Raw genomic sequence first — 24141 nt, forward strand, 5'->3', positions numbered from 1 at the left:
TCACCACCGAGGGGTATCGCCATGTCATGCAGATCGCGCGCAGCTTTGTGCCGGGCGGTCTTGCCGGATGGATCGTCTGGCCCAAGCCGCAACCGCTGGCCGCGCTGGAAGATACGGTGACGATCAAGGGCCGCATCAGCGCGGAAGGCGCGGAAATTCGCCCCATCGACGATGCCGATATCCGCAACCAGCTTACCGCCCTGAAGGCCAATGGGGTGGAGGCGATCACCGTCAGCCTGATCAACGCCTATACCAACGGCACGCATGAGAAGCGCGTTGGCGAACTCGCGACAGAGATCATGCCGGGCCTGCCGGTTTCGCTTTCCCACGAAGTCCTGCCCGAAATGCAGGAATACGAACGCACGCTTACCACCGTAGCCAATGCTGCGGTACGCCCGGTTGTGGGCAAATACGTATCCAACCTCCGCTCGCGCCTTGCCGAAGCGGGGATGAACGGCAAGCTCTCGCTCCTGCGTTCGGACGGCGGGCTGATGAGCGCGCAGAAGGCCGAGGAGCATCCGGTCAACATCCTGATGTCCGGGCCTGCGGGCGGTGTGACCGGTGCCATCTGGGTCGGGCGCAATGCAGGGATCAGGAACATCCTGACGCTCGACGTTGGCGGCACCAGCACCGACGTTGCGCTGATCGAAAACCTTGAAGCGCGCCGCCAGCGCACCACCGAAGTCGGCCACCTTTCCGTGCGGGCTTCTGCGCTGGACGTGAAGACCGTGGGCGCGGGCGGCGGTTCCATCGCCTATGTGCCGGAGCTGACCCGTGCCTTGCGCGTCGGCCCGCAGAGTGCGGGCGCGGTTCCGGGGCCGGTCGCCTATGGCAAGGGCGGCACGCTGCCGACCGTGACCGATGCCAACGTGGTGCTGGGCTATCTGCCCGAAAACCTGCTGGGCGGCACGTTCAGGCTGGACCGCGAAGGCGCGAAAAAGGCGGTGCAGACCATCGCCGACGCGCTGGGGATCGACCTGATGGCCGCCGCGCGCGGCATCATCGACATCGTGAACGAGAACATGTTCGGCGCCCTGCGCATGATCTCGGTCCAGCAGGGCTATGATCCGCGCGATTTCGCGCTGATGGGCTTTGGCGGGGCCGGACCGCTGCATGTCAATGCCGTTGCGCGCCTGATGGGATCATGGCCTGCCATATCACCCGTCAGCCCCGGCGTGCTTTGTGCGCTGGGCGATGCCACCACGCGGATGCGCACCGAAACCGCGCGTTCGTTCAGCCGCCTTGCCAGCCAGACCGAAGCGACAGACCTGATCGCCATCCTTGATGAAATGGCTGCGCAGACCCGCGCCGAACTGTTGGCAGACGGCGTGCCCGCAGATGAAATCAGCACCGCTTTCGAAGTGGACGTCCGTTATGCCGGGCAGGCCTTTGAAGTGCCGCTAACGATCACGCCCGATGTGCTGACTGCCGATGGCGTAGCCGGAATCCTCGCCCGCTTCGATGCCGAACACAAGCGGCTGTTCACCTTCAACATGGATACCCCGCACGAGATCGTGAACCTGCGCGCCGTGGCAATGGGCCGCGCGCTCGATCTGCCCGCCGCCGAACTGGAAAAGGGCGACGGCAACCCTGTCGCTGCAAAAATGCGTGATCATGTGCTGTGGATGGACGGGCGCGAACAGGCTGCCGCAATCTATGACCGCGCCAAACTGCGCGCCGGAGACGTGATCCCCGGCCCCGCCGTGGTCTGCGAGATGGATTCCACCACGCTGATCGAGAGCAATTGCGTGGGCACCGTCGATGCTGTCGGCAACATTCTGATCAATCCGGCCTGAGAGAGGGAGCGCGAGACATGCCTGCAACCATCATCCAGACCAACGACACGCCGTTCGAGCGCATTGCCATCGATCCGGTCACGCTCGACATCATCGAAAACGCGCTGCGCAACGCGCGCATCGAAATGGACGCCACGCTGGTTCGCACCGCAATGTCACCCGGCATCCGCGAACAGGGCGATGCTTTTCCGCTTATCGCCGACCATACCGGCAAGATGATCGTCGGGCAGTTCGGCAGCTTCATCGGCGGCTTCCTTGAAAACTATGCCGGGACGCTGGAAGACGGCGACATGATCTTCCTGTCCGACCCTTATTCGGTCGGCGGGGCGATCAGCCATTCGAACGACTGGCTGGTGCTGCTCCCCGTGTTCAAGGACGGACGCCTGATCGCCTATACATCGATGTTCGGGCACCAGTCCGATATCGGCGGCAAGGTTGTCGGCTCAATGCCGATCAACGCGCGTTCGATCTTCGAAGAAGGCGTGCGCATCCCGCCTGTAAAGATCTGGAAGAAAGGCGAATACAACGCTGATCTGATCCGTCTTGTCATGCACCAGACGCGCAAGCCCGATTGGTGCGCGGCTGACCTGAATGCCCTGATCGCCTCTTGCCGTGTGGCTGCCCGGCGCGTGATAGAGATGGCAGAGCGTTTCGGCGATGACGTCTATGTCTCGGCCACGCAGGAACTACTGGCGCGCAACCATCGCGCGATGAAGGCGCTGATCGGTATGGCCGTGGCCGAAGAGCCGGTGAGCTTCGAGGATTACATCTGCGACGATGGCATGGGCTTTGGTCCCTACAGGATCAAATGCACGATGTGGCGCGAGGGCGAAAAGGTCGTTCTCGATTTTGCGGGCACCGATCCTCAGTCCGTCGCCTCGATCAACTTTCTGCTGAATGAGAACATGTTCAAGATGTTCTTCGGCATCTACATGATCATGGTCTTCGATCCGCAGATCCTGTTCAACGACGGGTTCTACGATCTGATCGACGTGCGCATCCCCGAAGGATCGCTGCTGAAGCCCAAGTTCCCCGCCGCGCTTTCGGGCCGCACTCATGCACTTGGCCGCATCTTCGATATTCTGGGCGGATTGCTTGGCCAGAAGACCCCGGAATTCCTGAACGCTGCAGGCTTCTCCTCGTCGCCGCACCTGTTCTACGCGGGCAACGACGAGCGACCGGGCAAGAATGCCGAATGGTTCCAGCTTTTCCAGATCGGCTTCGGCGGGATTCCCGGTCGCCCGATGGGCGATGGGCCGGATGGCCATTCGCTCTGGCCGGGCTTCACCAATGTGCCTAACGAGTTTCTCGAACGCTACTTCCCGATGGTGATCGAGCGTTACGAGTGCGAGCCGGATTCGGGCGGAGCGGGTCTGCATCGCGGCGGCAACGGCATCCGCATGACCTATCGCTTCCTGTCGAAAGGCGTCATCGCCATTCATGACGACCGCTGGTTCGTGCCGCCGTGGGGCGTCAACGGGGGTGATCCAGGCTCACGTGCGCGCAAGATTCTGGAAAAGCCCGATGGCACGCAGACCATCGTCGGCAACAAGGTGGAAGACCTTGAAGTCGAAGCCGGTGACATGCTGCACTTCATCACCTGGGGCGGCGGGGGCTGGGGCGATCCGCTGGAGCGCGATCCGGCTCTTGTGGCACGGGAAATCGCGCAGGGTCTGGTCACGCCCACCGGCGCGCGGGCCTATGGCGTGATCGTGGATGACCGAGGCGCGGTCAATTCGGCCGAGACGGAAGCCTTGCGCGCGCGCCTGCGCGAAGAGCGGGGCTCGCTGCCGGTGTTCAACTACGGCCCCGGTATAGACGTGCTGCGCGCCAATTGCGAAAGCGAGACTGGCCTGCCAGCCCCGATCCAGCCCGAATGGCCGCTACTGGAAGCGGCGGAGTGACGACGATGACTGCAACCGCTTCCGCAACCACCAACCCCGGCGCGCTGCGCAATATCCGCGTGGTAGAACTGGGCCAGCTTCTGGCCGGACCGTTCTGCGGGCAGTTGCTGGGCGATATGGGTGCCGACGTGATCAAGGTCGAACCACCCGTAACCGGCGATCCGATGCGCGATTGGGGGCAAGGCTCGGAAAAGGTCCAATGGGAAGTGATCGCGCGCAACAAGCGCTCGGTCAGCGCCAACCTGCGCGTGCCCGAAGGACAGGCACTGGTCCGCAAGCTGATCGCCCATGCCGATGTGCTGATCGAAAACTTCAAGCCCGGCACGATGGAAAAGTGGGGCCTTGGCCCGGACGTGCTGCTGGCCGAACAACCTGGCCTGATCATCGCGCGCATGTCCGGCTATGGCCAGACCGGTCCCTATTCCGACCGCGCCGGGTTCGGCGGCATTGGCGAAGCGATGGGCGGGTGGCGCTATATCGTGGGCGAACCCGATCGCGCGCCGAGCCGCATGGGCGTGTCCATCGGTGATACGCTGACCGCCACCTATGGCTGCATGGGCGTCTTGGCAGCACTGCATGAACGCACGCAAACCGGGCGCGGACAGGTGATCGATGCCGCGCTTTATGAATCGGTGCTGCAGGTCATGGAAGGCCTCGTCCCCGAATACGATCGGACGGGCTTCATTCGTGAACGCTCCGGCTCGGTGCTCAAGGGCATTGCTCCGTCCAACGTCTATTCGTGCAAGGACGGGGAGTTCATGATCGGTGCGAACAAGGATTCGCTGTGGAAGCGGCTTGCCAGCGCGATGGGGCGTGACGAACTGGGCGACGATCCACGCTACGCCACGCACATCGCCCGTGGCGAGAATCAGGACGAACTGGACGAACTGATCAACCAGTGGACCCGCACGCTGACCATCGACGAGGTCGATGCGCTGATGATCGAACATTCGATCCCCGCAGGCCGCGTCTATCGCGCGCCGGACATGCTGGAAGACCCGCACTTTCAGGCGCGCGAGGCGATTATCGAGGTGGAAACCGAGCGTTTCGGTCCGCTCAAGATGCAGTCCAGCTTTCCCAAGCTGTCGCTCACGCCCGGATCGGTGCGTCGCCCTGCGCCAGCGAAAGTCGGTCAGCACAACGCCGAAATCTATGGTGAACTGCTCGGCCTAGATGAAGCCGCGCTGGCACAGATGGCGGAACGGGGCGTCATCTGACGCCCCGTCGGCAACCTTACTCGAAGCCGATCTTCTTCATGTAATTGGCGCTGCCGGTGATCGCGACCTTGAGATCATCGGCACGGTCCTGCTCGACGAAGAAATGCTCCACCCCGGCATCCTGCGCCGCAGCAATGATGCCTGCCATGTCCAACGAACCATCGCCCAGATAGGTCAGGAACGGGAACATGGAAATCCAGTCCGAAGGGCCGCTGCCATCCCCGGCAAAGCGGTGCTGCCCCTTCATGTCTTTCAGGTGCATCATCCGGTAGCGCCCCTTGTAACGCGCCAGATAGTCCTTGGGATCAGCGCCGCCCGCCGTCGTCCAATAGGTGTCCATCTCAAAGAACACGTGCGCCGGGTCGGTCGCATCCAGTAGCGTATCGAGCGGCACCTTGCCGTTCACAGGTGCCAGACCATAACCGTGGTTGTGATAGGCAAAGCGCACGCCGTGGCGCGAGGCGTCCTCGCCGATCTTGTTGAACAGGTCGCCTGCACGCTTGTAATCGTCGAACGTGGCGCGCTGCTCTGCGGGAAGGCTCGGCAGGGTCACATAGGTTGCGCCCAGCGCCTGCGCCGCTTCGGCCAGTTCGCCCATTCGCGTTTGCAGCGTGAACAGATCAGTGTGCATCGACGGCACGGTCAACCCGTGCTTTGCAAACACCGCCTTGATCTGTGCCGTGCTCAGGCCGAAGAAACCGCTGCCCGAAAAGCCCAGCATTTCCGCGGTCTTTTTCCAGCCTTCGATCTGGCGTGGATCGCTGAAGGTATAAGGCCCATACGTCTCAAGTTCGCGGTAGCCCAGCCCTGCCAACATGGCGATCGTGCCTTCGAAATCCTCGCTCAACAGCTTTGCCACGGACCATAGCTGGATACCGAAGGGGCGCTTGCCCGCCGCTGCCAGCGAAGGCGCAATTCCGGTTGCCGCAGCGGTGATCGTGGCTGCACCTGCAGCGCCAAGGAAAGTGCGACGGTTCATGCGTTCAGGCTCCCAATTCACGCGCATTGTCTTGCGCTGTCTGGTCAACCTTGCGCTGTCGTACCCCCTGCCGTCAAGCGTCTGATTCTTCGCGCTCGATTTCGCGCCAGCCAATATCGCGGCGGCAGAAGCCTTCCGGGAAACTGATCGCGTCGACTGCCGCATAGGCCGCGTCGCGCGCAGCCTTCACGCTTGGTCCCTTGGCCGTCACGTTCAGCACGCGCCCGCCGCTGGCGGCCAGCACACCATCTGCCGAAAGCGTGGTTCCGGCGTGGAACACCTTCGCCCCACCTGCTTCTGCCGCTGGAATATGATCGATCCGCCCGCCTTTTTTCGGCGTACCGGGATAGCCTTCCGCCGCCATGACCACGGTCATCGCCACATCGCCAGAGAAGCGCGGCGCCGCAATGCTCGACAGCTTGTTATCGGCACAGGCCAGCAGCAGTTCCACCAGATCGCTCTCCAGCCGCATCATCAGCACCTGGCATTCGGGATCGCCAAAGCGCGCGTTGTATTCGATCAGCTTCGGTCCCTGCTCGGTCAGCATCAGGCCGGCATAGAGCACCCCGGAATAGGGATTGCCTTCATCCGCCATCGTCTTGACCGTGGGACCGACAATCTTGGCAATCGCCAGCGCCTCAAGCTCTGGCGTCAACACCCGTGCCGGGCTGTAGGCACCCATGCCGCCCGTATTGGGACCGGTGTCTCCGTCGCCTACCCGCTTGTGATCCTGTGCTGATCCGAACGCCACGATCGTCGCCCCATCGGTCAGCGCAAAGAAGCTAGCTTCCTCGCCGGTCAGGAATTCCTCGACCACCACTTCTGCGCCCGCAGAGCCGAACGCGCCGTCGAACATGTCGTCAACCGCCGCTTCGGCTTCGGCCATCGTCATGGCCACGACCACGCCCTTGCCCGCCGCCAGCCCATCGGCCTTGATCACCACCGGCGCGCCAAATTCGGTCAGCGCCGCACGCGCTTCTTCCAGCGACTTTGCGCGAACATAGCCTGCCGTAGGGATGTCTGCCCGTGCGCAGAGATCCTTGGTAAAGCCCTTTGATCCTTCGAGCTGCGCCGCCGCCCGGCTTGGCCCGAATACCGAAAAGCCCGCCGCACGCAGCGAATCCGTCAGACCATCGACCAGCGGTGCTTCCGGGCCGACAACGATCAAACCGATGCGATGGCCTTCGCAGAAGGTCACCACCGCCGCATGATCGGTCAGGTCCAGCGCAACGATCTGTGCATGATCTGCGATGCCGGGGTTGCCAGGTGCCGCATAGAGCTTGTCCAGAAGCGACGATTGGGCCAATTTCCAGCTGAGGGCATGTTCGCGCCCACCCGATCCCAACAGCAGGATATTCATGGCTTTCCCTTCCGCGCCCTATGACGACGATGATGCAAATGGCTCGGGCGGGCTAGTAGCGAGGGAAACGGCTGGCGACAACGCTCCGGCGCTGTCCATTTCCGAGATTTCCGCCCTGCTCAAGCGCACGGTCGAAGATCGTTTCGGCTTTGTGCGCGTGCGCGGCGAACTTTCGGGCGTGAAGCGCGCCGCATCAGGCCACCTTTACGTCAGCCTCAAGGACGAGAATGCCCGCCTTGATGGGGTGATGTGGCGCGGCAATGTGCAGCGCCTGAACTTCCGGCCTGAAGACGGCGTGGAAGTGATCGCTACGGGCAAGCTCACGACATATCCGGGCCGGTCGAACTACCAGATCGTCATCGACCGGATGGAGATCGCGGGTGAAGGTGCGCTGCTGGCACTCCTGGCAAAGCTGAAGGCGCGGCTTGAAGGCGAAGGCCTGTTCGATCCTGCGCGCAAGAAGGCCCTGCCATTCCTGCCGCGCGTGATCGGCGTCGTCACTTCGCCCACCGGCGCGGTGATCCGCGACATCCTGCATCGGCTTTCGGACCGTTTCCCCACCCGTGTGATCGTCTGGCCGGTGCTGGTGCAGGGACAAGGCGCTGGCGCGCAAGTCGCCAATGCCGTTCGCGGCTTTTCCGCACTTCAGCCCGGCGGCTCCATCCCGCGCCCCGATCTGGTCATCGTTGCGCGCGGCGGTGGCTCCATCGAAGACCTGTGGTGCTTCAACGAAGAAGACGTCGTCCGCGCGGTTGCCGATTGCTCCATCCCGATCATCAGCGCCGTGGGGCACGAAACCGACACCACCCTGTGCGATTTCGCGGCTGACCTGCGCGCCCCCACGCCCACTGCTGCGGCCGAACTGGCCGTTCCGGTGCAGGCAGAACTCGCAGCATTCGTGGCCGATCTGAACGCCCGCCAGCGTCGCGCCCTTGCCCGGCAGCTTGCCCAGGCAAAGGAGCGCCTCGAAGCGCGCAGCCAGCGCTTGCCGCAACCACAGGCCTTGTTGCAGGGGCAGGCACAGCGCGTCGACGATCTGGGCGAACGCCTGCGCCGTGCCCTGCTCCATCGCACCGAAATCGCCGGATCGCTGCTGGCCCGCCACGCCGGAGCCTTGCGTCCCGCCCTGCTGACCGCGCGGGTAGACCGTGAGCGCGAACGCCTGACCGCGCGCCGTTTGCGGCCTGAAGTGCTGCTTCAGCGCATCGAACATGCGCGCGGCAAGGTCGATTCGCTGGATCGCCTGCGCCGCTCGCTCAATCCCGAAGCGCCGCTGGAACGCGGTTACGTGCTGGTAACCGACCGCGACGACAACCTTGTGAAGGACAAGGCAACGGCCGCGCAACGTACCGCGCTGACGCTCAAATTCGCTGATGGCACGCTGGATGTGACTGCGGGCGAAACCGCCGCGCCTCCTCGGCCCGCACCAAAGCCAAGGCCACCTGCGCGCTCTGCAGGACAGCAGGAATTGTTCTGAAGCGCAGCAGGCGCTACATTGCTCCCATGCTGATGTCCCAATCCGGCCGCCTCGCGCGCCTTCATTATCTTCCCGGCAGCTTCCGCCAGCTTTCGGGCGGCGATCACGTGGTCTGTGCAGTATCGGGCGAGAAGATCCCGCTCGACGCTCTGCGCTATTGGTGCGCGCAACGGCAGGAAGCCTATGCCAGTGCCGAAATCTCGACGAAGCGCCATCTTGAAGGGTGAAGCGCCGGGCGTGACCGTTCCGCGCCGGGGCTTCCTTGCGGGAACCACCGCGCTTCTGGCCGAGCTTGCCGTCGGCAATACCCCTGCCCGGCCAATCACGCTGGAACCCGGTGGTCGCCTGACACAAGGGGGTTGGGTGCGCGGTCGGCTTGCCCCCGGCGCGTCGGCGCTTGCGCTTGATGGCAAGCCGGTGTCGTTCGCCGCTGATGGTGCTTTCCTGATCGCGTTCGACCGCAATGCCGGCACATCTGCCCAACTCGTCGCAACCTTTGCCAGTGGCAAGCCTGCTGCCGAGACACTTACCATAGCCCCGCGGGCGTGGCAGATCGAACACATCAACGTGGCGCGCAAACCCGGCGGCGTAACCGATGAGGACTATCTGCGCCTGCGCAAGGCCGAACTCGCCCGCATCGGCGCGGCGCGCAGCCTTGATTCCGGCGCGCAAGGGTGGCGGCAAAACTTCATCCGCCCCGCACCGGGCCGCCTGTCGGGCCGATTCGGATCACAGCGCATCTACAAGGGCGAACCGGCGGCCTATCATTCCGGCCTCGATATCGCGGGCGGCGCAGGCACCACTTATGTCGCACCTGCCGATGGTGTCGTGATCCTTGCCGCAGCGGACAAACCGTTCAGTCTTGAAGGGCACCTGCTCATGCTCGATCACGGCATGGGCCTGAACAGTGCATTCCTGCATGGTTCGGCGCTGCTGGTGAAGGAAGGTGACCGCGTGAAGCAGGGCGACCCCATCGGTCGTATCGGCGCCACGGGCCGCGCCACCGGACCGCACCTGCATTGGTCGATCAAGTGGGGCAGCAGCAGGCTCGATCCGCTGCTTCTCCTCAATCCATCCATCTAAGCGCGCAGCGCCTCCACCGCACCGCATACATTTCCTGCAAACGCAAAAAGGGGCGCCGAACCTTGGTTCGGCGCCCCTCTCTGTTCAGACTTCGAAACGGATCAGAAGCGGAACTGAGCCGAAACGAAGAAGTCACGACCAAGCACGTCGAAGGTGCTCGGGTAGGTGTTTGCCTGCTGCGCGTTGCTGCCGATGATCGGCGGCTGCTTGTTGAACAGGTTGTTGATGCCGAGATTCAGCGTAGCGCCTTCGGTCACTTCAGCCGAGAGGCTGAGGTCGAACACGTTGTAGGCACCGAGACGCTCAACGATGAAGTCGGTATCATCGTCGTCATCACGCGTCGGGCCAACATAGCGCCAGCGGACCGAGGTGGTGATCGGACCATCGATCCAGCTCAGACGGCTGTTGGCCTTCCACTTCGGAATCGGGTTGTCGCAGTTCAGACCGAAGCGACCGGCGCACTGCACGTTGTCATCCGGCAGATCGACCAGCGGCGTGAACGTGTAGTTGTCGGTGTAGGTTGCCAGCAGGTTGAAGGCGAGGCGCGATTCATCACCGAACAGGCCAAAGCCCATGCGGGTTGCGTAGTCGAGCTGGAAGTCGACGCCACGGGTCTTCAGCGATGCGAGGTTGGCGTTGTTGGCGCTCACCACGAACGGAGGACCGGAGATGATGCCCTGGCTGTCGCGGCTGATGAGGCCGCAGATCGCGCTGTTGGCGTTCTGGATCACGTTGTAGCACAGGTTGAGGATGTTGTTCACACCACCGCCTGCAGTCGCAATCGACTTCTCGATCTTGATGTCGAAGAAATCGACCTGCATCGTGAGGCCGCGCACGAAGCTCGGCTGGATCACCACACCGGCGGTCCAGGTATCCGAAACTTCTTCGCTCAGGTTCGGGTTGCCACCGAAGGCACCCTGAATCTGGGCGTTCGGCTGAAGTGCGAGACCAGTGCCAACCGACGAAGCCGGCACGCCCGTGGCGATGCAGAGGTTCCGAATGGTGGTGTTGGTTGCTGCCGAAGCAAGCGAGCACGGATCGGTTGCCGCCGGGAAGCCGACCGACTGACCGCCGAACAGTTCGCCCACGTTGGGCGCACGGATGGCGCGCTGGTACTGACCGCGGAACGTGATGTCACGAACCGGAGCGAGACGGATACCGCCGGAGTAGGCCCACACGCCACCAACAGCAGCAAGCGAGTAGTCGGAGTAGCGAACCGCGCCGTCGATTTCGAGACGGTGGATGAAGCTGTCCTGGATCAGCGGAACCGAAAGTTCGCCGAAGAACTCGGTAGCCGTGTAGCTGCCTTCGGTGGGCTGGCCGGCGTTGAAGCCAACGACGTCACCCGAAGAAAGCGCGGTGTCAGGGATGAATTCGCTGCCCATCTTGCGCCATTCGGTGCCGACCGCGAAGCGAACCGGTTCGTTGGCAGAGCCGAACTTGAACAGGTCACCCGTGATGCTGCCCTGTGCAACCTGCAGTTCCGAAATCACGGTGTTCTGCGCAAGGATTGCGATCGAGGTAAGGCACGAGTCGCTCAGCAGTTCTGCACCGAACACGTTGCAGGTGCCGTTGCCCGCCAGACGCGTGAAGGCGCTGCGCGAAACGTTGCCTTCCTGGATCTGCGAGTTCCGGGTGCGCGAGTACATGTAGTAAGCGTCGTAACGGATGCTGTCGGTGATATCACCACGCACACCGGCCAGAGCGCGATATGCACTGCGATCATCCGAAGCGTTGCGCGACGAGATGCTGGTCGTGCGGGTGTTCACCTGCACGCGCACCGATCCCGGCTGAAGCGCACCAAACTGGCCGGTGCCAGCAGTGAACGCGCCATATGGGTTGGCGCACTGCGCACCGGTTGCGGTGACGCAAGCGGGCGATGCGGCAAATGCAATCGCAGCCTGCTGGTTTGCAGCAATCTGCGTCAGCTGTGCGAAATCGTTCGCCGATACGAAGCCCTGAATGCGGCTAAGCTGGAAATCGACGTTCTGCGTGATCGGCGTAGCAGCCAGTTCGTTTTCGACGCGGTTGTTCACGTACGAAAATTCGAAATAGGCCTTGGCGTTCGCGTTGATTTCGTAATCGCCGTAACCACCGATCAGCCAACGTTCTTGCGGGACCATCAGGTAGTTGACGGGGGCAAAGTTGTAGCTGTCAGCGCCGGTGTAGGGGCGGCTGGCGCCCGGTGCCGCGAAGAACGCGCCAAGACCCGGATAGTTGGTGCCCGAAGCGATCTGGAAGCAGTTCACTTCCGAACCGGCGGTGCAGCTCGAACCGGCGCCAAGGGCAAGGCTCGGGCTGACAACGAGACGGCCCTGCGGCACACCTGCCGAGCCGAGCGGAACGAGGCTGGTTGCGCCATCGCCCAGTGCATTGCGCGAGAAATCGCGAGCCGACTGGAACACGCTGCCGCGCTTGTTGTATTCACCGTAAACGGTGACATGGCCACGGTTGTCGGCAAATTCGGTGCCGAGCGCAACGTTGGCGTTGAAGCGACGACCGTCGCCCTGACCGGTGATGCTCTGCTGCGCGCCGACTTCCAGACCATTGAGGTTGTCGCGGAGCTGGAAGTTGACGACGCCAGCCAGTGCGTCCGAACCGTAAACGGCCGAACCGCCACCGGTCACCACTTCGACGTTCTTCAGCAGGAAGGTCGGGATGGTGTTGAGGTCGACCGTCTGGTCGGTGCCGTAAAACATGTAGCGACGGCCATTGACGAGGACCATCGTGCGCTGCGCGCCAAGACCGCGAAGGTCGAGCGTGGCGACGCCGCCACCGGGGTTGTTCGAGAACGACGTGGTGCCCGGAATGACCTGCGGCAGGGTGTTGAGCACCTGTTCGGCGTTCACAGTACCCGTCAGGCGGAATTCATCCGCGCCAACCACCGAAACCGGGGCAACGCTGGTCACGTCGGTGCGCGCAATGCGCGAACCGGTTACGACGATCGCCTGCTGCGGCTCTTCGCCTTCAGCCTGCGCTTCCTGTGCGAAAGCGACGGTAGATACCAGCGCCAGCGTAACGGCGGTAGCCGCCGCCGAGCTCTTCAGCGCTGCGCGCTTGAGCATCCTAGTTTGAATCACGAATCAGTCCTCCTGTTAGCCCGGCAGCGCACCACGATGCGCCAGCCCAACCCTACCTTGTAGATTGCGAGGGTGCGGTCCTTTGCGAAAAGTTTCGCCTGCAACAACCAATCACCCGCAAACTGTCGGCCCTTTCGCCACAGCGCGTGGAATCTGTAAAGCAAATGAAACATGCCGCGAACCTAATGACCCGCGTTGTTGCAATGGCGCAACACCCCGCAAATCCCGTCAAACCGCCGAATTGGCGGGATTCGGCACAGACCATTGGGCAATTTTGCCACATTCTTGCGTTCATCCAGCGTAAATCTTGCCAAATGTTTCGCCACACAGGCCAATTTCATCTGAAACCACCGCCCTGTCAAAACCATGCAGAATTGACTTTGATCGACCGGCCAGACTAGCGTCCCGTCATCATGAGGCATGGCAAGAGATGATCCGGATTTTCGACTTGGCGTCCGGCATCGATCGGGCTGCTGCCGTGCGCCAATTTGCCAAGGAAGGCCGCGTGCAGATTCACAATCTGCTCACGCCGGAATCGGCTGCCAACTTGCGCGATATCATCGCGCGGCAGACGCCGTGGGGAATCGCCTGGCAGGCCGGAAAGACCGGGCCGCAAAAGCTGGACGCAAACCAGATTTCCGCCATGCCACCGCCCCGTCAGCGCGAACTGATCGACGCGATTCACCGCTCCGCCGCGCAGGGTGAATATGCTGTGCGCTTTACGCAGTACGCCATCCTCGACGCCTATCTGCAATCTGCCCAGCCTGCCGGGCCGCACGATCTGGTGATGGAGCACCTGAACGATTCACCGTTTCTGGATCTGGTCCGCGAAGTCACCGGCATTCCCGAACTTCTGAAAGCCGATGCTCAGGCCACACTCTATGGACCCGGTGATTTTCTGTCCGTCCACAACGACAGCCATGTCGCCGAAGGATGGCGCGTTGCCTATGTGCTGAATTTGACCGCCACCGATTGGCAACCGGACTGGGGCGGTTATCTCAACTTTCTGGATGACCAGGGCGATGTCATCTGTGGCTGGAAACCCCGCTTCAACACGCTGAACTTGCTGCGCGTGCCGCAGTTGCATCAGGTCACTTATGTTCCGCCTTTCGCGCCGCGTGCGCGGTATTCGATTACCGGATGGCTCAGAGACCGGTGAACCTTACTGCCCAACAATGGCGTGACCGCGCGATAGCGGCAAAATCGGCAGGCGACACAGCAGGTGCCGAAGCCCTGTTTGTGCAAGGAATCGCCGCTTTTCCCAAAAGCGCGCCCCTGCTTAACAGCGCGGGCACCTTCCTTGTCGGCGAAGGCCGTCATGCCGAAGCGATAACGCGCTTCGAAGCCGCGCTCGTGGCCGACCCCCGCCATGCCGAAGCCCTGTGCAACCGTGCCATCGCCCTGTCTCGTCTCGGTCGCGGAATGGATGCACTTGCGCAACTGATCGCGGCAGAGCGCAATTTTGCGCAGGTTCCGCGATACTGGTCGGTACGCGCCGCCACCGCCCGTGATCTGGGGAAGCTAGACGAGGCCGCGCGTGGCTATGACGCTCTTCTCAAATTTGAAGGCCAGCACCCACGCGGCCTGCACGGTCGCGCGCGGATTGCGCTGGAACGTGGCGAAGCCGACATGTGCGCCCGGTTCGAACAGGCCCTGCCGCACAATCGCGCCGATGCCACGGCATTTCTGGGCTATGCGCAGGCGCTGGCCTGTTCCAGCAGACTGGCAGAAGCGCGCGAACTGGCTGAAACGCTGGTCCGCCAATTGCCGACATGGACAGACGGGTTGACGTTTCTGGCCCAGTTGCGCTGGGGCGCAGGCGAAGCAGATCAGTTCTGCGACCATTTCGCCCAAGCAGCAAAGGCAGCACCTCAAGACCCGGCCATCGCACTGGCATGGGCCACCGCACTGTCCGGCACAGATCGGCACGCCGAAGCGGCAGAGGTCGTTGCACGCGCCTCTGCCGCGCTACCCGGAAACATAGCGCTTGCGCTGGCCGAGGCTGAACATGCAGGCGCGGCGGGCGATCTGGAAAGGGCAGAGCGCATCTTTGCCTCGCTCGACCTGCAAAGTCCCGAGCGCAAGCTGCAGGAAGCGCGTCACCGCCTGCGCCAGCACGCGCCTGATCGCGCCGACCCGCTGCTGGGCGAAGTCATCGCGCAACGGCCCGATACGATTTCGGCCTGGGCCTTGCGCGATCTGGCATGGCGCATGATGGATGATCCGCGCGCGCAGTGGCTGCACGGCCAGCCTGGACTCTACGCCCAACGCTCGCTTGGCCTGTCCGCCGCTTTTCTGGCCGATCTCGTCGCGCTGCTACGTGATCTGCACGCCCGCTCGCTTCCGCCCGTGGGCCAATCGGTGCGCAGCGGCAGTCAGACATGGGGCGGCCTGTTCGACCGCATGGAACCGGAACTGCGCACATTGCGCGTCGCCATCGAGCAGATGCTGGCAGATTTCCGCGCCCAACTGCCGTTGGCGGACGAAAACCATCCGCTGTTGCGCCACCGTGACCGTGAATGGTTCATCCGTGGGAGCTGGTCCATCCGCATGACAGGCGGCGGCCGGCACACAGAACACGTTCACCCGCAAGGCATTCTGTCATCCGCCGTGCATCTTGTGGTGCCACCAGACGCTGGCGTGCTGGACGCGGGATGCCTCGATCTGGGCCGATCACCGCCCGATCTTGGGCTTGATCTGCCGCCACTGGCCACCATCACCCCGGTCGCGGGCAGCGCGGTGCTGTTTCCCAGCACGTTCTACCACGGAACGCAGCCCTTCGGCGCGGGCGAGCGGATGTCTGTGGCATTCGACGTGGCCGTCGCCCGCTGACGCGGATCAACGCACGCGCCAGACCTTTACCCCGGACTTTGCATCCACCGGCACCGGCTCCAGCCAATCGGGCGCACGCCCCTTTACCAAGTGCGCCATGAAGCCATCGGGCGCGAGCTTGCGATAAACGCGCGATTCGCTTCCCGTCGGGCAGATCACCACCAGCGTTGCGCCGCGCCGCGCCATGATCTGACGCGCGCCGTAATCGGGGCCGAGGAAAGCAAGGATGAGATCCCTCATCGCCGCGCTGGCCCGGTGATGCGCTGTGGCAACAACCGTGTGCTGGCTGGTAACCAGCAGGGTCGGCCCTATGTCCAGCCCCGAAAGGATCGTGGCGCGCGGCATAGCGGCAATCTGGGGCGCAAGAGCAGCGAAATTGCACGCCTGCATCGAATTGTGCGACGCCGCCTTGGGCGGATCGAAGGCCGATACGGCCACGCCAACCATTGCTCCCGGCACGAACAGCGCCATGATCAACGGCACCCGCGCAAGGCGGCGCAGCAGCAGCGGTTCGGCTGACCATCGCGCGATCTGATCCATCACCTGCCATGCCGCAGGCACAGCGGCAAACAGGCACGCCACGGCAGATGCACGCGCCACCAGCAGGCCGATCAGCGTTGCTCCGCCCAGCAGCAGCGCCATGTCGATCCACAAGGCCCGCTCCTGCCCGTCTCCCGCCTTGCGCCACAAACGCCAGCAGGCGAGCAGGCCCAGGGCCGGGAGCAGCACCATCGTTGCGCCAAGGACAAGGCCTTGCCGCCAGAACGGCAATCCTTCGACCACCGAACCCAGCCACACCCGCTTCACCAAGGGATCGAGTGCGCCAAAGGCATCGGCGGAAAGACACTGCGGCGCACGCAGGCCCATGATTGCCAAGGCACCCATACCGGCAAGGCCCAGCGCAATCACACCAAGCGCCGGAGGCCGCGTCCGCAACCGGGGCAAAGCCAATCCGCAAACGACCGCCACCCAAAGAAAAGCTGCCAGATGCACCGGCGAAAGCGCATCGCAATAGTCGACGAGATCAAGGACGCCGCGTGTCGCCAGAAACAGCGCGGCACCGCCCAAGGCAAGTCCGGCCATATAGGCTACCAGCCAGCGATCATCGCCCCGCAACAACCGCACCGCGCAAACGCCCGCAAAGATCACTGCCAGCGGCAGCGCCTCCAACGATATCGCCAGCGATAGCGCCAGTGCCAGCCCCGCCAAGGCGCCACCATGCCTTGCCGAGCGCGATACCATGCCGTTGAGCGCGACAAGCGCGAGCACATATTGCCAGGCGTGATGATCGATGCGCAGCGGCATCATGCGAAACGACGCGGGCACTGCCATCAGAACCAGCAGCGCCGCGATGGCCCCGGCGCTCGCGCCAAAGAAACGCGCCGCCAGCCGCGCCGTCAGCGCCATTGCCGCCAGAAGGGAGAGCAGCGGCACGAGCACGATCGCCACCACTTCTGCCTGTACTGCACCGATCAGCGGGCGCAGCAGCAGGATTACCCCCGCAATCGGCAGATCGACAACGCGCGTCCAGTGCATCGGCACGCCATCAGGCGGCGCGATGCGATATTGCGTAAGGTCGTACCAGCCCTGTCCCGCCAGCAGGTCGCGCACCTGCTGCAATCGCAGGGCATCGTCACCATCAAGGAAGCGCGCGGGCGAAAAGTTGCCCCATCCCGCCGCCAGCATCAGCGCGGCGCCCAGTAGCCACACCACCAGCACGGCACGCCACGGCGTTGAAACGCCCACATCCTCCGTTGAGGAACCTGCGAAGGCTCCCCTCATCGAACCTGTCTCACTGAAAGACCACCCGCTTGCGCAAGAGCCATGTCGCGGTGAAGCTCGCACCGATCGCCGCGATCTTGGCAAGGCGTGAATCCACGCCCACCATCGTACCCGCCGCCACGATCAGCGTGGTCAGGCCCAGCCCGACCAGCGCCGAACCTACGAACAGGGCCTTCTGACGGTTGCGCGCATCGCGCTCCGCCGCAACCGTATCGGTGAACACGGCCCTGCTCGACAGCAGCCAGTGCGCCACGATGCCCAGCGAATAGCCTGCGGCAGACGCGGCCACCGGGATCGTGCCCAGCGCCAGCAGCGCAAGGAAAGACCCCATGTCCACCGCCAGCGCCCCCACGCTGGCAAGCAGATAGCGCAGAAGCGTGACGCGGCGCAGGCGGTCGATCATCGGCAGGATCATCCCGTTCATTTCCGACACCAGAGTTACAGTCAGGCAGCCTTCGCAGGCTTTTCGGCCACGATCCGTTCGGGCACGGCGCGCACCGATGCCAGGGCCGCTGCCTGGTCGTCGCTCAGCGCAGTACGGGCAGGAATGATCTTCTCTGCACCCTCGTCGCCCGCTTCATGGTATTCCGCATCCTCGTTGACGCACCAGGTATCGTATTGGCGCGCGCCCGCAGCGATGTTCTCCACCGTCAGCATCGCGGTCATCATCGCGTGATCCTGATTGTTGTAGCGATGCATCCCGTTGCGCCCCACCAAGTGCAGCGTCGGATGCGCCGCCTCCAGTTCGGTGCGCATGGCCAGCACATTGGCGGCATATTCATCGTCATAGACCGGATAGGCCTTTTCCTGACGCACCACCACGCCGCCGATCACCTTCTCCGAGCTGACGAGGCCAAGGATGGCCATTTCCTTCGTCGCCAGCGCAATCAGATCATCATCCGAGGAATCCCACAGGTCGTCACCTTCGAAGCAGAAGTACTCCAGCCCGACACAGGCCACGCTGTCATCCGGCACCATTTCTGGCGACCACGAACGGAAGTTCTGGATGCGGCCAACCTTCACCTTGCTGTCGTGAATGTAGATCCAGTTGTCAGGGAACAGTTCTTCCGAGCGGATCTTCAACGCCACGGTCAGGAAATCGCGATACTTCAACCGGCTGCCTTCCAGCGATGTCGCTGGCAGCGGATGCAGGCGCGCGCCCAGTTCGCGCATCGGCGCAGAGCTGATGGCGTGGGCGGCCTCGATCACCAAATCACCCTGCGCGCCCGTGGCCGAGAGACGCCAGCCGCCCTGCCCATCGGCGGCAAGCTGCTTGAAGGCATGGCCCATCAGCACTTCGCCCTTGCCGGTCGCCAGAATCTTGTCGCGCGCGGCATCCCACATCATGCCGGGGCCAAGGCGCGGATAGCGGAAGGTTTCCAGCAGGGTCTTGGTCTGCATCCCGTCGTTCGGGCGCTTGTTCAGCCCAAGACTGCGCTTCAGCCCATCGGTGACAGCGCCCCACAGCGAAAGACCCTTGATGCGTTGCGCCGCCCAGTCGGCGCTCATCTCGTCGCAGGGCATCCCCCACACCTTCTCGGTATAGGTCTTGAAGAAGATCGAATAGAGCTTGCTGCCGAACTGGTTGATCGTCCAGTCCTCGAAGCTCTTCACCTTGCGGTTCGGGAACGCCTTGGCCTTGGCAAAACTCACCATGCACAGCGTCGAACGCACGATCCCGAGGTTCCACAGAGCCTCGAACGCACGCAGGGGATACGAGTAGAACTTGCCCTCGTAATAGATGCGGCTCATCCGGGGGCGCTGAATGAAGTCATCCGGCAGGATCTCGTTCCACAGGTCGACCACCTGCTGGCTCTTGGAAAAGAACCGGTGCCCGCCGATGTCGAAACGATAGCCCTCGTGCTCCACCGTGCGACTGATGCCGCCGACGTAAGTCTCGTCCTTTTCGATGATCGCCACCGAAAAGCCGCGCTTGGTCAAAAGGTATCCGGCGGTCAACCCGGCCGGCCCCGCTCCGATGATTGCAACATCAACCTTACGGCTCTGGTTCGCTGAAGTCGCACCCGTGGCGCGAATCGTCCCGTTAACCATCAAAACCCCCGTCTCAAGCGCTCTTCGCTGGTGTCAGAGGTGAAGGAAAATGGATAAGGGATGGTTAACGATAGTCGCGGGATTGGCGAAAGTTCGCCGCCCAGCGCGCCAGCAACCCGATTGTCAGATTCGCCGGAAGCGCTCAGGGTGGCTCAGCGCATCGTGCGCATGGTCCCCGGCCTGCAACGGCGCAGCAATGCGCGCCAGTTCATCCAGCTTGAACGTCTGTTCGAACAGCACGCCATAGCGCGGGTGGCTGCGCCAGCGGACTTTGGCATAAAGCGGCGGCATCACGTCCGTCTCGATCCGCACCAGCTCGTTCATCAAAAGCCACTTGTCGCTTTCGATGCACGCGCCCTGCTGCGAAATGTCCTGAAACGCCACGCGCAGCGCTTCGCCGCCCGAATGCAATATCCCGTCAAGGTTTATGCGCAGTCGCACCTGCCGTTTCGGAAATGGGCCGTGGCTTTCGTCCAGCAGGCGCTGCACATCCACTTCGCTACCGAAGCGGAAACCGGCAAACTCGCCTTCGTGCCAGACCAGTTCGACCGGATACCGATCGCCATTGCTCATTTCCACCGCAAGAGAACGGTGCGAAGGCAAAGTATTGAACAGACGGATCTTCAGACCCGTCGATGAAGCATCGCGGATCACACAGAGAAATTCGCACCGTTCATCGACGATCAGCTTGGCTGCACGGATAAGCAGCATGAAGCGCGGAGCGGCACGCTGGTCCGCCCCATTGCTGTCCATGTTGCCACCATTTACGGCATCCGGCAGATCGTCTTCTGGCTGGGCCAAGCCCTTTCCCCTTGCGCATGGGTCCCCATATCCGGGACTCGCGCAAACCCCGGATTTGGGGAACTTAGGCCAGAAAGTCCTACCGTGATGTTACCCAGCGCACATTCTATTCAATGTTAATACTGTTTACCTTTGTAATGATTGAACAATTTCGCCCCACCCTACCAGCTTGAAGTTCTGCGCAGCGGGGGCATTGTCGCCATCCTGCGCCACGAAAAGCCCGAGGGGATAGGCCGGGCCAAAGTCGCCCAGTGCCAGTTCGATGCCATCGGTGTCGCTTGTCGCACCAAATCGTCCTGCAGCGATGCGAAAGCGCCCGCGCGGTGCAGCCGTTTCCAGATCGAACAGAGCATAGGCATTGTCGCCCTGGCTTGACGCAACAAGATATCCGCCACGCTCGCCCTCTGGGGCCAGCGCCAGCCCTTCCACATCGTCGACCAGCCCCTTGTCAGGCCCGACCATCGCGAACGCCTCGGCTGACAGGGCAGCGGCCTTCAGGTCCACGCGCCAGATGCCCACGTCTTCCTCGGCCACATAGAGCGTGCCCGTGCGGTCATCCACCACGCAGCCTTCCGATTGTGTCGCGAACTTTACCGAACGCACATATTCCGCCCGTATCGCGCCACTCGCCTCCACAAGGCGGCTTTCCGCAACTTCGCCGTCCTTCAGCACGACATAGGCCCGTGCCAGTTCTCCAGCTCCCAGCGCCTTGCCCATGCAGAAGCCATAGGCCTCCACCGGCGCGCGCCCTGCCGCCATGAACGGCTGCGCACCCAAAGCGGTCAGCTTGCCGGTCGTGCCGTCCAGCGTGAACAGCGCAATCTTGGGCACGGCCCCATCCGTCCGGTCACTCGCGCCGACCACGATGCGTCCCGGCGTCACTTCGCGCAGGTCCACATTGTTGAGCAGCCCGGCAGCGATGAAATCGCGCACCTTGCCATCAAGGCCATAGACATAAAGCCCGGCCTTCTTGTCCGTCCCCACGATCAGGCTTGCAGCGGGATTGGCGGCGTTGCGCCAGATCGCCGGATCGTCTGCCGCATCGGCCTTGCCCGTACCGACCGGCGCGGTTTCACCCGTCGCCTGCACGTCCACCGCGGGATAATAGGGACGTGGTGCAGCCTGCATTCCCGCACACGCCGCCAGCGAAAGGGCAAGGACCGGGAGCAAAGCCCCCGATCCCGCCTTGGCAATAGCGTTCCGCCCCATCAGAACGCATACCGCGCGACGATCTGGAACACCGGGCCGGCCTCTTCGGATTCGATCTCATATTCGTCAAAGTCGCGAGCGATCTGGTCACCAGTGGTCGCGAACTTGTTGAACACTTCATCCTTGCTGCCGTTGAGCAGGTTCGAACCCACCGCGCGGATGGTGAAGCTCTTGCCGATGCGCTTTTCGACGAAGATCTCCAGATCCGCGCCGTAACGCGTGGTCACTTCCTCGCCCACGGTACGATCATAGGCCGAACCTTGCTTACGATAGGTCGCACCGAATGATGCGCCCACGCTCGGCAGGTTCTGGATCATGCCGAAGTTGTAGACATACTTCGACTGGCCGTTGAACCGGCGGCTGCCGAACTCATCCTGGATCGAGCTGTCGATCAGCGAAAGGTTACCGAACACGCCGGTATCGGGCAGGCCGATGAAACCAAGGTCCGCCGAAAGATCGAACTCCACACCCCACACTTCGCCATCACCCACGTTGCGCGGCTGATAGACAAATGTGCCCGAACCTTCCGACCCTTCGACCTGCGTGTTGGTCAGTTCCACCAGGTCCTGCACCTTGCGATAGAACACGTTGACACCGATCACCCCGGTCTTGCCGATGCGGTGTTCGTAGCCAAGATCGCCGCCCCACGCCGTTTCCGGGCGCAGGCCGGGATTGCCCAGCAGATCGTTGTCACCAAGTTCGGCTTCCAGCAGCGCGGGCGAGATATAGTCGAAGCGCGGACGGCGCACGGTGCGCGCGGCAGATGCGGTCAGGCGGCCATCACCCAGTTGAACCTTGATCGACGCCGATGGCAGCAGCACATCGTACTTGATATTGGTCTGGGTGGCGGCGGTCAGATCATTGATCGCAACCTTGGTGTTTTCCCAGCGCAGACCCGCTTCGTACTTCACCACGCCGCTGTCGCCTTCGACCAGCGCATAGAGATCGCGACGGTCTTCCTCGATCGTGTTGAGGCCGCCCGGCGTCGAAGACGTGGCCGGGAATGCGATGGCGAACTCATCAGGGCTATTGGTGAACTGGTTGTAGGTCAGTAACGACGTGCGGGCCACGTTGAAGCGGTTGCGCACGTCCGAAATATCGGTGTCGCGATCCTTGTTCTGCGCGAAACCACCGATGGCCAGTTCCAAACCCTCACCCAGCTTGAACGTCTGCTCAAGCTGCAGCGAAAGCTCGTCGTCGCGGATGTTCGTCAGCGAATAATCGCCGGTATAGCGGGGCGTCGAACGATCGAACTCGATCTCGTGCTCGAACTCTTCCTCACGGTTGTCGAAGCGAGCGAAGCCAAGGCGGACAGAGGTCTTTCCCAGATCCCATTCCTTGACGTACTTCGCCGTTGCCGCCCAGCTTTCCTGCTTGATGAACAGCGGGTTGTAGTTGTCGTAGGTCAGGTTGCCGTCGGCATTGATGCGGATCGGGCCAGTGGCCGAAGTCGGGTCATCATAGCCCGACGACCGCTCGATCTGGTCGCGGTCGGTGCGCACATAATTGCCCGCGATCTCGAACTTGTTCTCGCCGTCGTCGTATGCCCAGCTCAGGTTGCTGGCGTAATCGGTGCCATTGCGGGTATCGCGCTGGTCCTCGCGATCAGCAAAATCGTCGGTCGCGTAGTTCGGATTGTTCTCCGGCGAATCGCCATAGCGGAAGCTCTTCTTTTTCTTGGGGTTGTAACGCCCCTGCACGTTTACGCCTGCCAGAAGGCGGCCCGGCCCGAACTTGCCGCCATAGTACAGGCCGCCCGAAGGCTTGATCTCGCCATCGTCAAAAATCAGCGCGCCGCCGCGCAGATATCCGCCATCCATCGTGAAGGCATCGCGCAACACGATGTTCAGCGTGCCCGCCACCGCATCGCCAGTGCGACGGGCAGAGTTCGAGCGCACGATTTCCACCTGCTTGATCAGTTCTGCAGGAACGCGATCGAGGAAAAACGAACGGTCCACGTTCGAACCGGGAATGCGGTCACCGTTGATCAGGATCTGGGTATAGCCCGGATCAAGGCCACGCAGACGCGCGCCGTCCGATTCCAGCACGTCAGAAAGGAACGTCACCGAAGGCACACGCTTCAGCGCATCGCCTGCGGTCAGCGGTTCGAAGCGGCGGAAGTATTCCTCGTCATAGACCAGCTTCGGCTCGGCTTCGTCGCTGTGGTTGCGAAAACCGATGTCGCCCTGCACCACGATCTCGCGCGCAGTGCGGGTCTGCTCGTCTGCTTCGTCAGCAGCCAGAGCGTCGGCTGCGGCAACAGCCTCGTCCGCAGCAAAAGCCGGTGCGGCAACCGAAGCCATGCACAACGCAGCACTGCCCAGCAGGATCGCACGGCGCGACCGCTCGAAAATCACGTTCATTGTCTATTGTCCCTCATGGTAACGCTTGCTTGGCGTTGCCTCTAGGGACGGCTGCTGACTGTTTTGCGACGGTTCAAAGACCGTTCGATGACAATCGCCTTGCCACAGTCACGCACTTGCAACGTGCAGATTCTGCAAGGCATTTCAGCCTGGTGCGGACGGCGGGACTCGAACCCGCACGATCAAGGATCAAGGGATTTTAAGTC

Annotated in this window: 17 protein-coding genes; 8 read left to right on the forward strand and 9 right to left on the reverse strand. The window is 62.7% G+C overall.

Annotated elements, in window-relative coordinates:
• The 3 genes from ACOVQ0_RS02560 to ACOVQ0_RS02570 all read left to right on the forward strand — a co-directional run.
• Window positions 1–1796 (forward strand): hydantoinase/oxoprolinase family protein (locus ACOVQ0_RS02560; protein WP_421879861.1); only part of this gene is annotated, 1796 nt, incomplete at its 5' end.
• A 17-nt stretch (window positions 1797–1813) separates the two neighbouring features.
• Window positions 1814–3700 carry a hydantoinase B/oxoprolinase family protein gene (locus ACOVQ0_RS02565; RefSeq protein WP_421879864.1) on the forward strand — a complete coding sequence of 629 codons (1887 nt, stop codon included), beginning with the start codon at window positions 1814–1816 and terminating at the stop codon, window positions 3698–3700.
• A gap of 5 nt (window positions 3701–3705) precedes the next feature.
• The gene (locus tag ACOVQ0_RS02570) at window positions 3706–4917 is read left to right on the forward strand and encodes a CaiB/BaiF CoA transferase family protein (protein ID WP_421879867.1); all 1212 of its coding nucleotides are present in this window, start codon (window positions 3706–3708) and stop codon (window positions 4915–4917) included.
• Between the two features lie 16 nt (window positions 4918–4933).
• On the opposite strand, the gene ACOVQ0_RS02575 is transcribed toward ACOVQ0_RS02570, so the two are convergent.
• Both ACOVQ0_RS02575 and purD read right to left on the reverse strand, forming a co-directional pair.
• Window positions 4934–5896, reverse strand: coding sequence for a sugar phosphate isomerase/epimerase family protein (locus ACOVQ0_RS02575; protein ID WP_421879870.1), 963 nt, complete (start codon window positions 5894–5896; stop codon window positions 4934–4936).
• Window positions 5897–5969: 73 nt separating this feature from the next.
• Window positions 5970–7256, reverse strand: a complete 1287-nt coding sequence (gene purD / locus ACOVQ0_RS02580) for a phosphoribosylamine--glycine ligase (protein WP_421879874.1) — start codon at window positions 7254–7256, stop codon at window positions 5970–5972.
• On the opposite strand from purD, the gene xseA reads away from it, so the two are divergent.
• The 3 genes from xseA to ACOVQ0_RS02595 are packed head-to-tail and all read left to right on the forward strand — an operon-like array spanning window position 7255 to window position 9816.
• Window positions 7255–8733 carry an exodeoxyribonuclease VII large subunit gene (gene xseA, locus ACOVQ0_RS02585; protein ID WP_421879877.1) on the forward strand — a complete coding sequence of 493 codons (1479 nt, stop codon included), beginning with the start codon at window positions 7255–7257 and terminating at the stop codon, window positions 8731–8733. The genes purD and xseA overlap by 2 nt on opposite strands.
• 26 nt (window positions 8734–8759) lie before the next feature.
• A complete protein-coding gene (locus tag ACOVQ0_RS02590) occupies window positions 8760–8960 on the forward strand; it encodes a DUF2093 domain-containing protein (RefSeq protein ID WP_421879881.1) in 201 nt (66 codons plus the stop codon).
• Window positions 8950–9816, forward strand: coding sequence for a M23 family metallopeptidase (locus tag ACOVQ0_RS02595; protein WP_421879884.1), 867 nt, complete (start codon window positions 8950–8952; stop codon window positions 9814–9816). Before ACOVQ0_RS02590 ends, ACOVQ0_RS02595 begins: the two co-directional genes overlap by 11 nt.
• Window positions 9817–9917: 101 nt before the next feature.
• Here ACOVQ0_RS02595 and ACOVQ0_RS02600 read toward each other — a convergent pair whose 3' ends face one another.
• Entirely contained in the window at window positions 9918–12896 is a 2979-nt protein-coding gene (locus tag ACOVQ0_RS02600; RefSeq protein ID WP_421879887.1) for a TonB-dependent receptor domain-containing protein, read from the reverse strand.
• A gap of 430 nt (window positions 12897–13326) precedes the next feature.
• On the opposite strand from ACOVQ0_RS02600, the gene ACOVQ0_RS02605 reads away from it, so the two are divergent.
• Together ACOVQ0_RS02605 and ACOVQ0_RS02610 are read left to right on the forward strand one after the other, a co-directional pair.
• Window positions 13327–14055: a 2OG-Fe(II) oxygenase gene (locus tag ACOVQ0_RS02605; RefSeq protein WP_421879890.1), complete on the forward strand. Its 729-nt coding sequence runs from the start codon at window positions 13327–13329 to the stop codon at window positions 14053–14055.
• On the forward strand, window positions 14037–15728 hold the full coding sequence (locus tag ACOVQ0_RS02610) for a tetratricopeptide repeat protein (protein WP_421879892.1): 1692 nt from the start codon (window positions 14037–14039) through the stop codon (window positions 15726–15728). Before ACOVQ0_RS02605 ends, ACOVQ0_RS02610 begins: the two co-directional genes overlap by 19 nt.
• Window positions 15729–15734: 6 nt before the next feature.
• Here ACOVQ0_RS02610 and ACOVQ0_RS02615 read toward each other — a convergent pair whose 3' ends face one another.
• The 6 genes from ACOVQ0_RS02615 to ACOVQ0_RS02640 form a co-directional block, all read right to left on the reverse strand.
• On the reverse strand, window positions 15735–17510 hold the full coding sequence (locus tag ACOVQ0_RS02615; RefSeq protein WP_421879894.1) for a hypothetical protein: 1776 nt from the start codon (window positions 17508–17510) through the stop codon (window positions 15735–15737).
• A 10-nt stretch (window positions 17511–17520) separates the two neighbouring features.
• Window positions 17521–17934, reverse strand: coding sequence for a GtrA family protein (locus tag ACOVQ0_RS02620; protein WP_421879897.1), 414 nt, complete (start codon window positions 17932–17934; stop codon window positions 17521–17523).
• Window positions 17935–17954: 20 nt separating this feature from the next.
• Entirely contained in the window at window positions 17955–19562 is a 1608-nt protein-coding gene (locus ACOVQ0_RS02625) for an NAD(P)/FAD-dependent oxidoreductase (protein ID WP_421879900.1), read from the reverse strand.
• A gap of 123 nt (window positions 19563–19685) precedes the next feature.
• Complete coding sequence (locus ACOVQ0_RS02630; RefSeq protein WP_421879904.1) at window positions 19686–20363, reverse strand: PilZ domain-containing protein; 678 nt, start codon at window positions 20361–20363, stop codon at window positions 19686–19688.
• Window positions 20364–20489: 126 nt separating this feature from the next.
• On the reverse strand, window positions 20490–21572 hold the full coding sequence (locus ACOVQ0_RS02635; RefSeq protein ID WP_421879907.1) for a phytase: 1083 nt from the start codon (window positions 21570–21572) through the stop codon (window positions 20490–20492).
• Window positions 21572–23935, reverse strand: coding sequence for a TonB-dependent receptor plug domain-containing protein (locus ACOVQ0_RS02640; RefSeq protein ID WP_421879911.1), 2364 nt, complete (start codon window positions 23933–23935; stop codon window positions 21572–21574). The genes ACOVQ0_RS02635 and ACOVQ0_RS02640 overlap by 1 nt, the downstream gene beginning before the upstream one ends.
• Window positions 23936–24141: the final 206 nt, after the last annotated feature.

It is taken from the genome of Novosphingobium sp., from assembly GCF_049240505.1.
GTDB lineage: Bacteria > Pseudomonadota > Alphaproteobacteria > Sphingomonadales > Sphingomonadaceae > Novosphingobium.

Bases quoted from the DNA above. Each gene is read 5' to 3' on its own strand.
- ACOVQ0_RS02565 (WP_421879864.1), top strand. From the start codon at position 1,814: ATGCCTGCAACCATCATCCAGACCAACGACACGCCGTTCGAGCGCATT.
- ACOVQ0_RS02570 (WP_421879867.1), top strand. From the start codon at position 3,706: ATGACTGCAACCGCTTCCGCAACCACCAACCCCGGCGCGCTGCGCAAT.
- ACOVQ0_RS02575 (WP_421879870.1), bottom strand. From the start codon at position 5,896: ATGAACCGTCGCACTTTCCTTGGCGCTGCAGGTGCAGCCACGATCACC.
- xseA (WP_421879877.1), top strand. From the start codon at position 7,255: ATGGCTTTCCCTTCCGCGCCCTATGACGACGATGATGCAAATGGCTCG.
- purD (WP_421879874.1), bottom strand. From the start codon at position 7,256: ATGAATATCCTGCTGTTGGGATCGGGTGGGCGCGAACATGCCCTCAGC.
- ACOVQ0_RS02590 (WP_421879881.1), top strand. From the start codon at position 8,760: ATGCTGATGTCCCAATCCGGCCGCCTCGCGCGCCTTCATTATCTTCCC.
- ACOVQ0_RS02605 (WP_421879890.1), top strand. From the start codon at position 13,327: ATGATCCGGATTTTCGACTTGGCGTCCGGCATCGATCGGGCTGCTGCC.
- ACOVQ0_RS02610 (WP_421879892.1), top strand. From the start codon at position 14,037: ATGGCTCAGAGACCGGTGAACCTTACTGCCCAACAATGGCGTGACCGC.
- ACOVQ0_RS02615 (WP_421879894.1), bottom strand. From the start codon at position 17,510: ATGAGGGGAGCCTTCGCAGGTTCCTCAACGGAGGATGTGGGCGTTTCA.
- ACOVQ0_RS02620 (WP_421879897.1), bottom strand. From the start codon at position 17,934: ATGAACGGGATGATCCTGCCGATGATCGACCGCCTGCGCCGCGTCACG.
- ACOVQ0_RS02625 (WP_421879900.1), bottom strand. From the start codon at position 19,562: ATGGTTAACGGGACGATTCGCGCCACGGGTGCGACTTCAGCGAACCAG.
- ACOVQ0_RS02635 (WP_421879907.1), bottom strand. From the start codon at position 21,572: ATGGGGCGGAACGCTATTGCCAAGGCGGGATCGGGGGCTTTGCTCCCG.
- ACOVQ0_RS02640 (WP_421879911.1), bottom strand. From the start codon at position 23,935: ATGAACGTGATTTTCGAGCGGTCGCGCCGTGCGATCCTGCTGGGCAGT.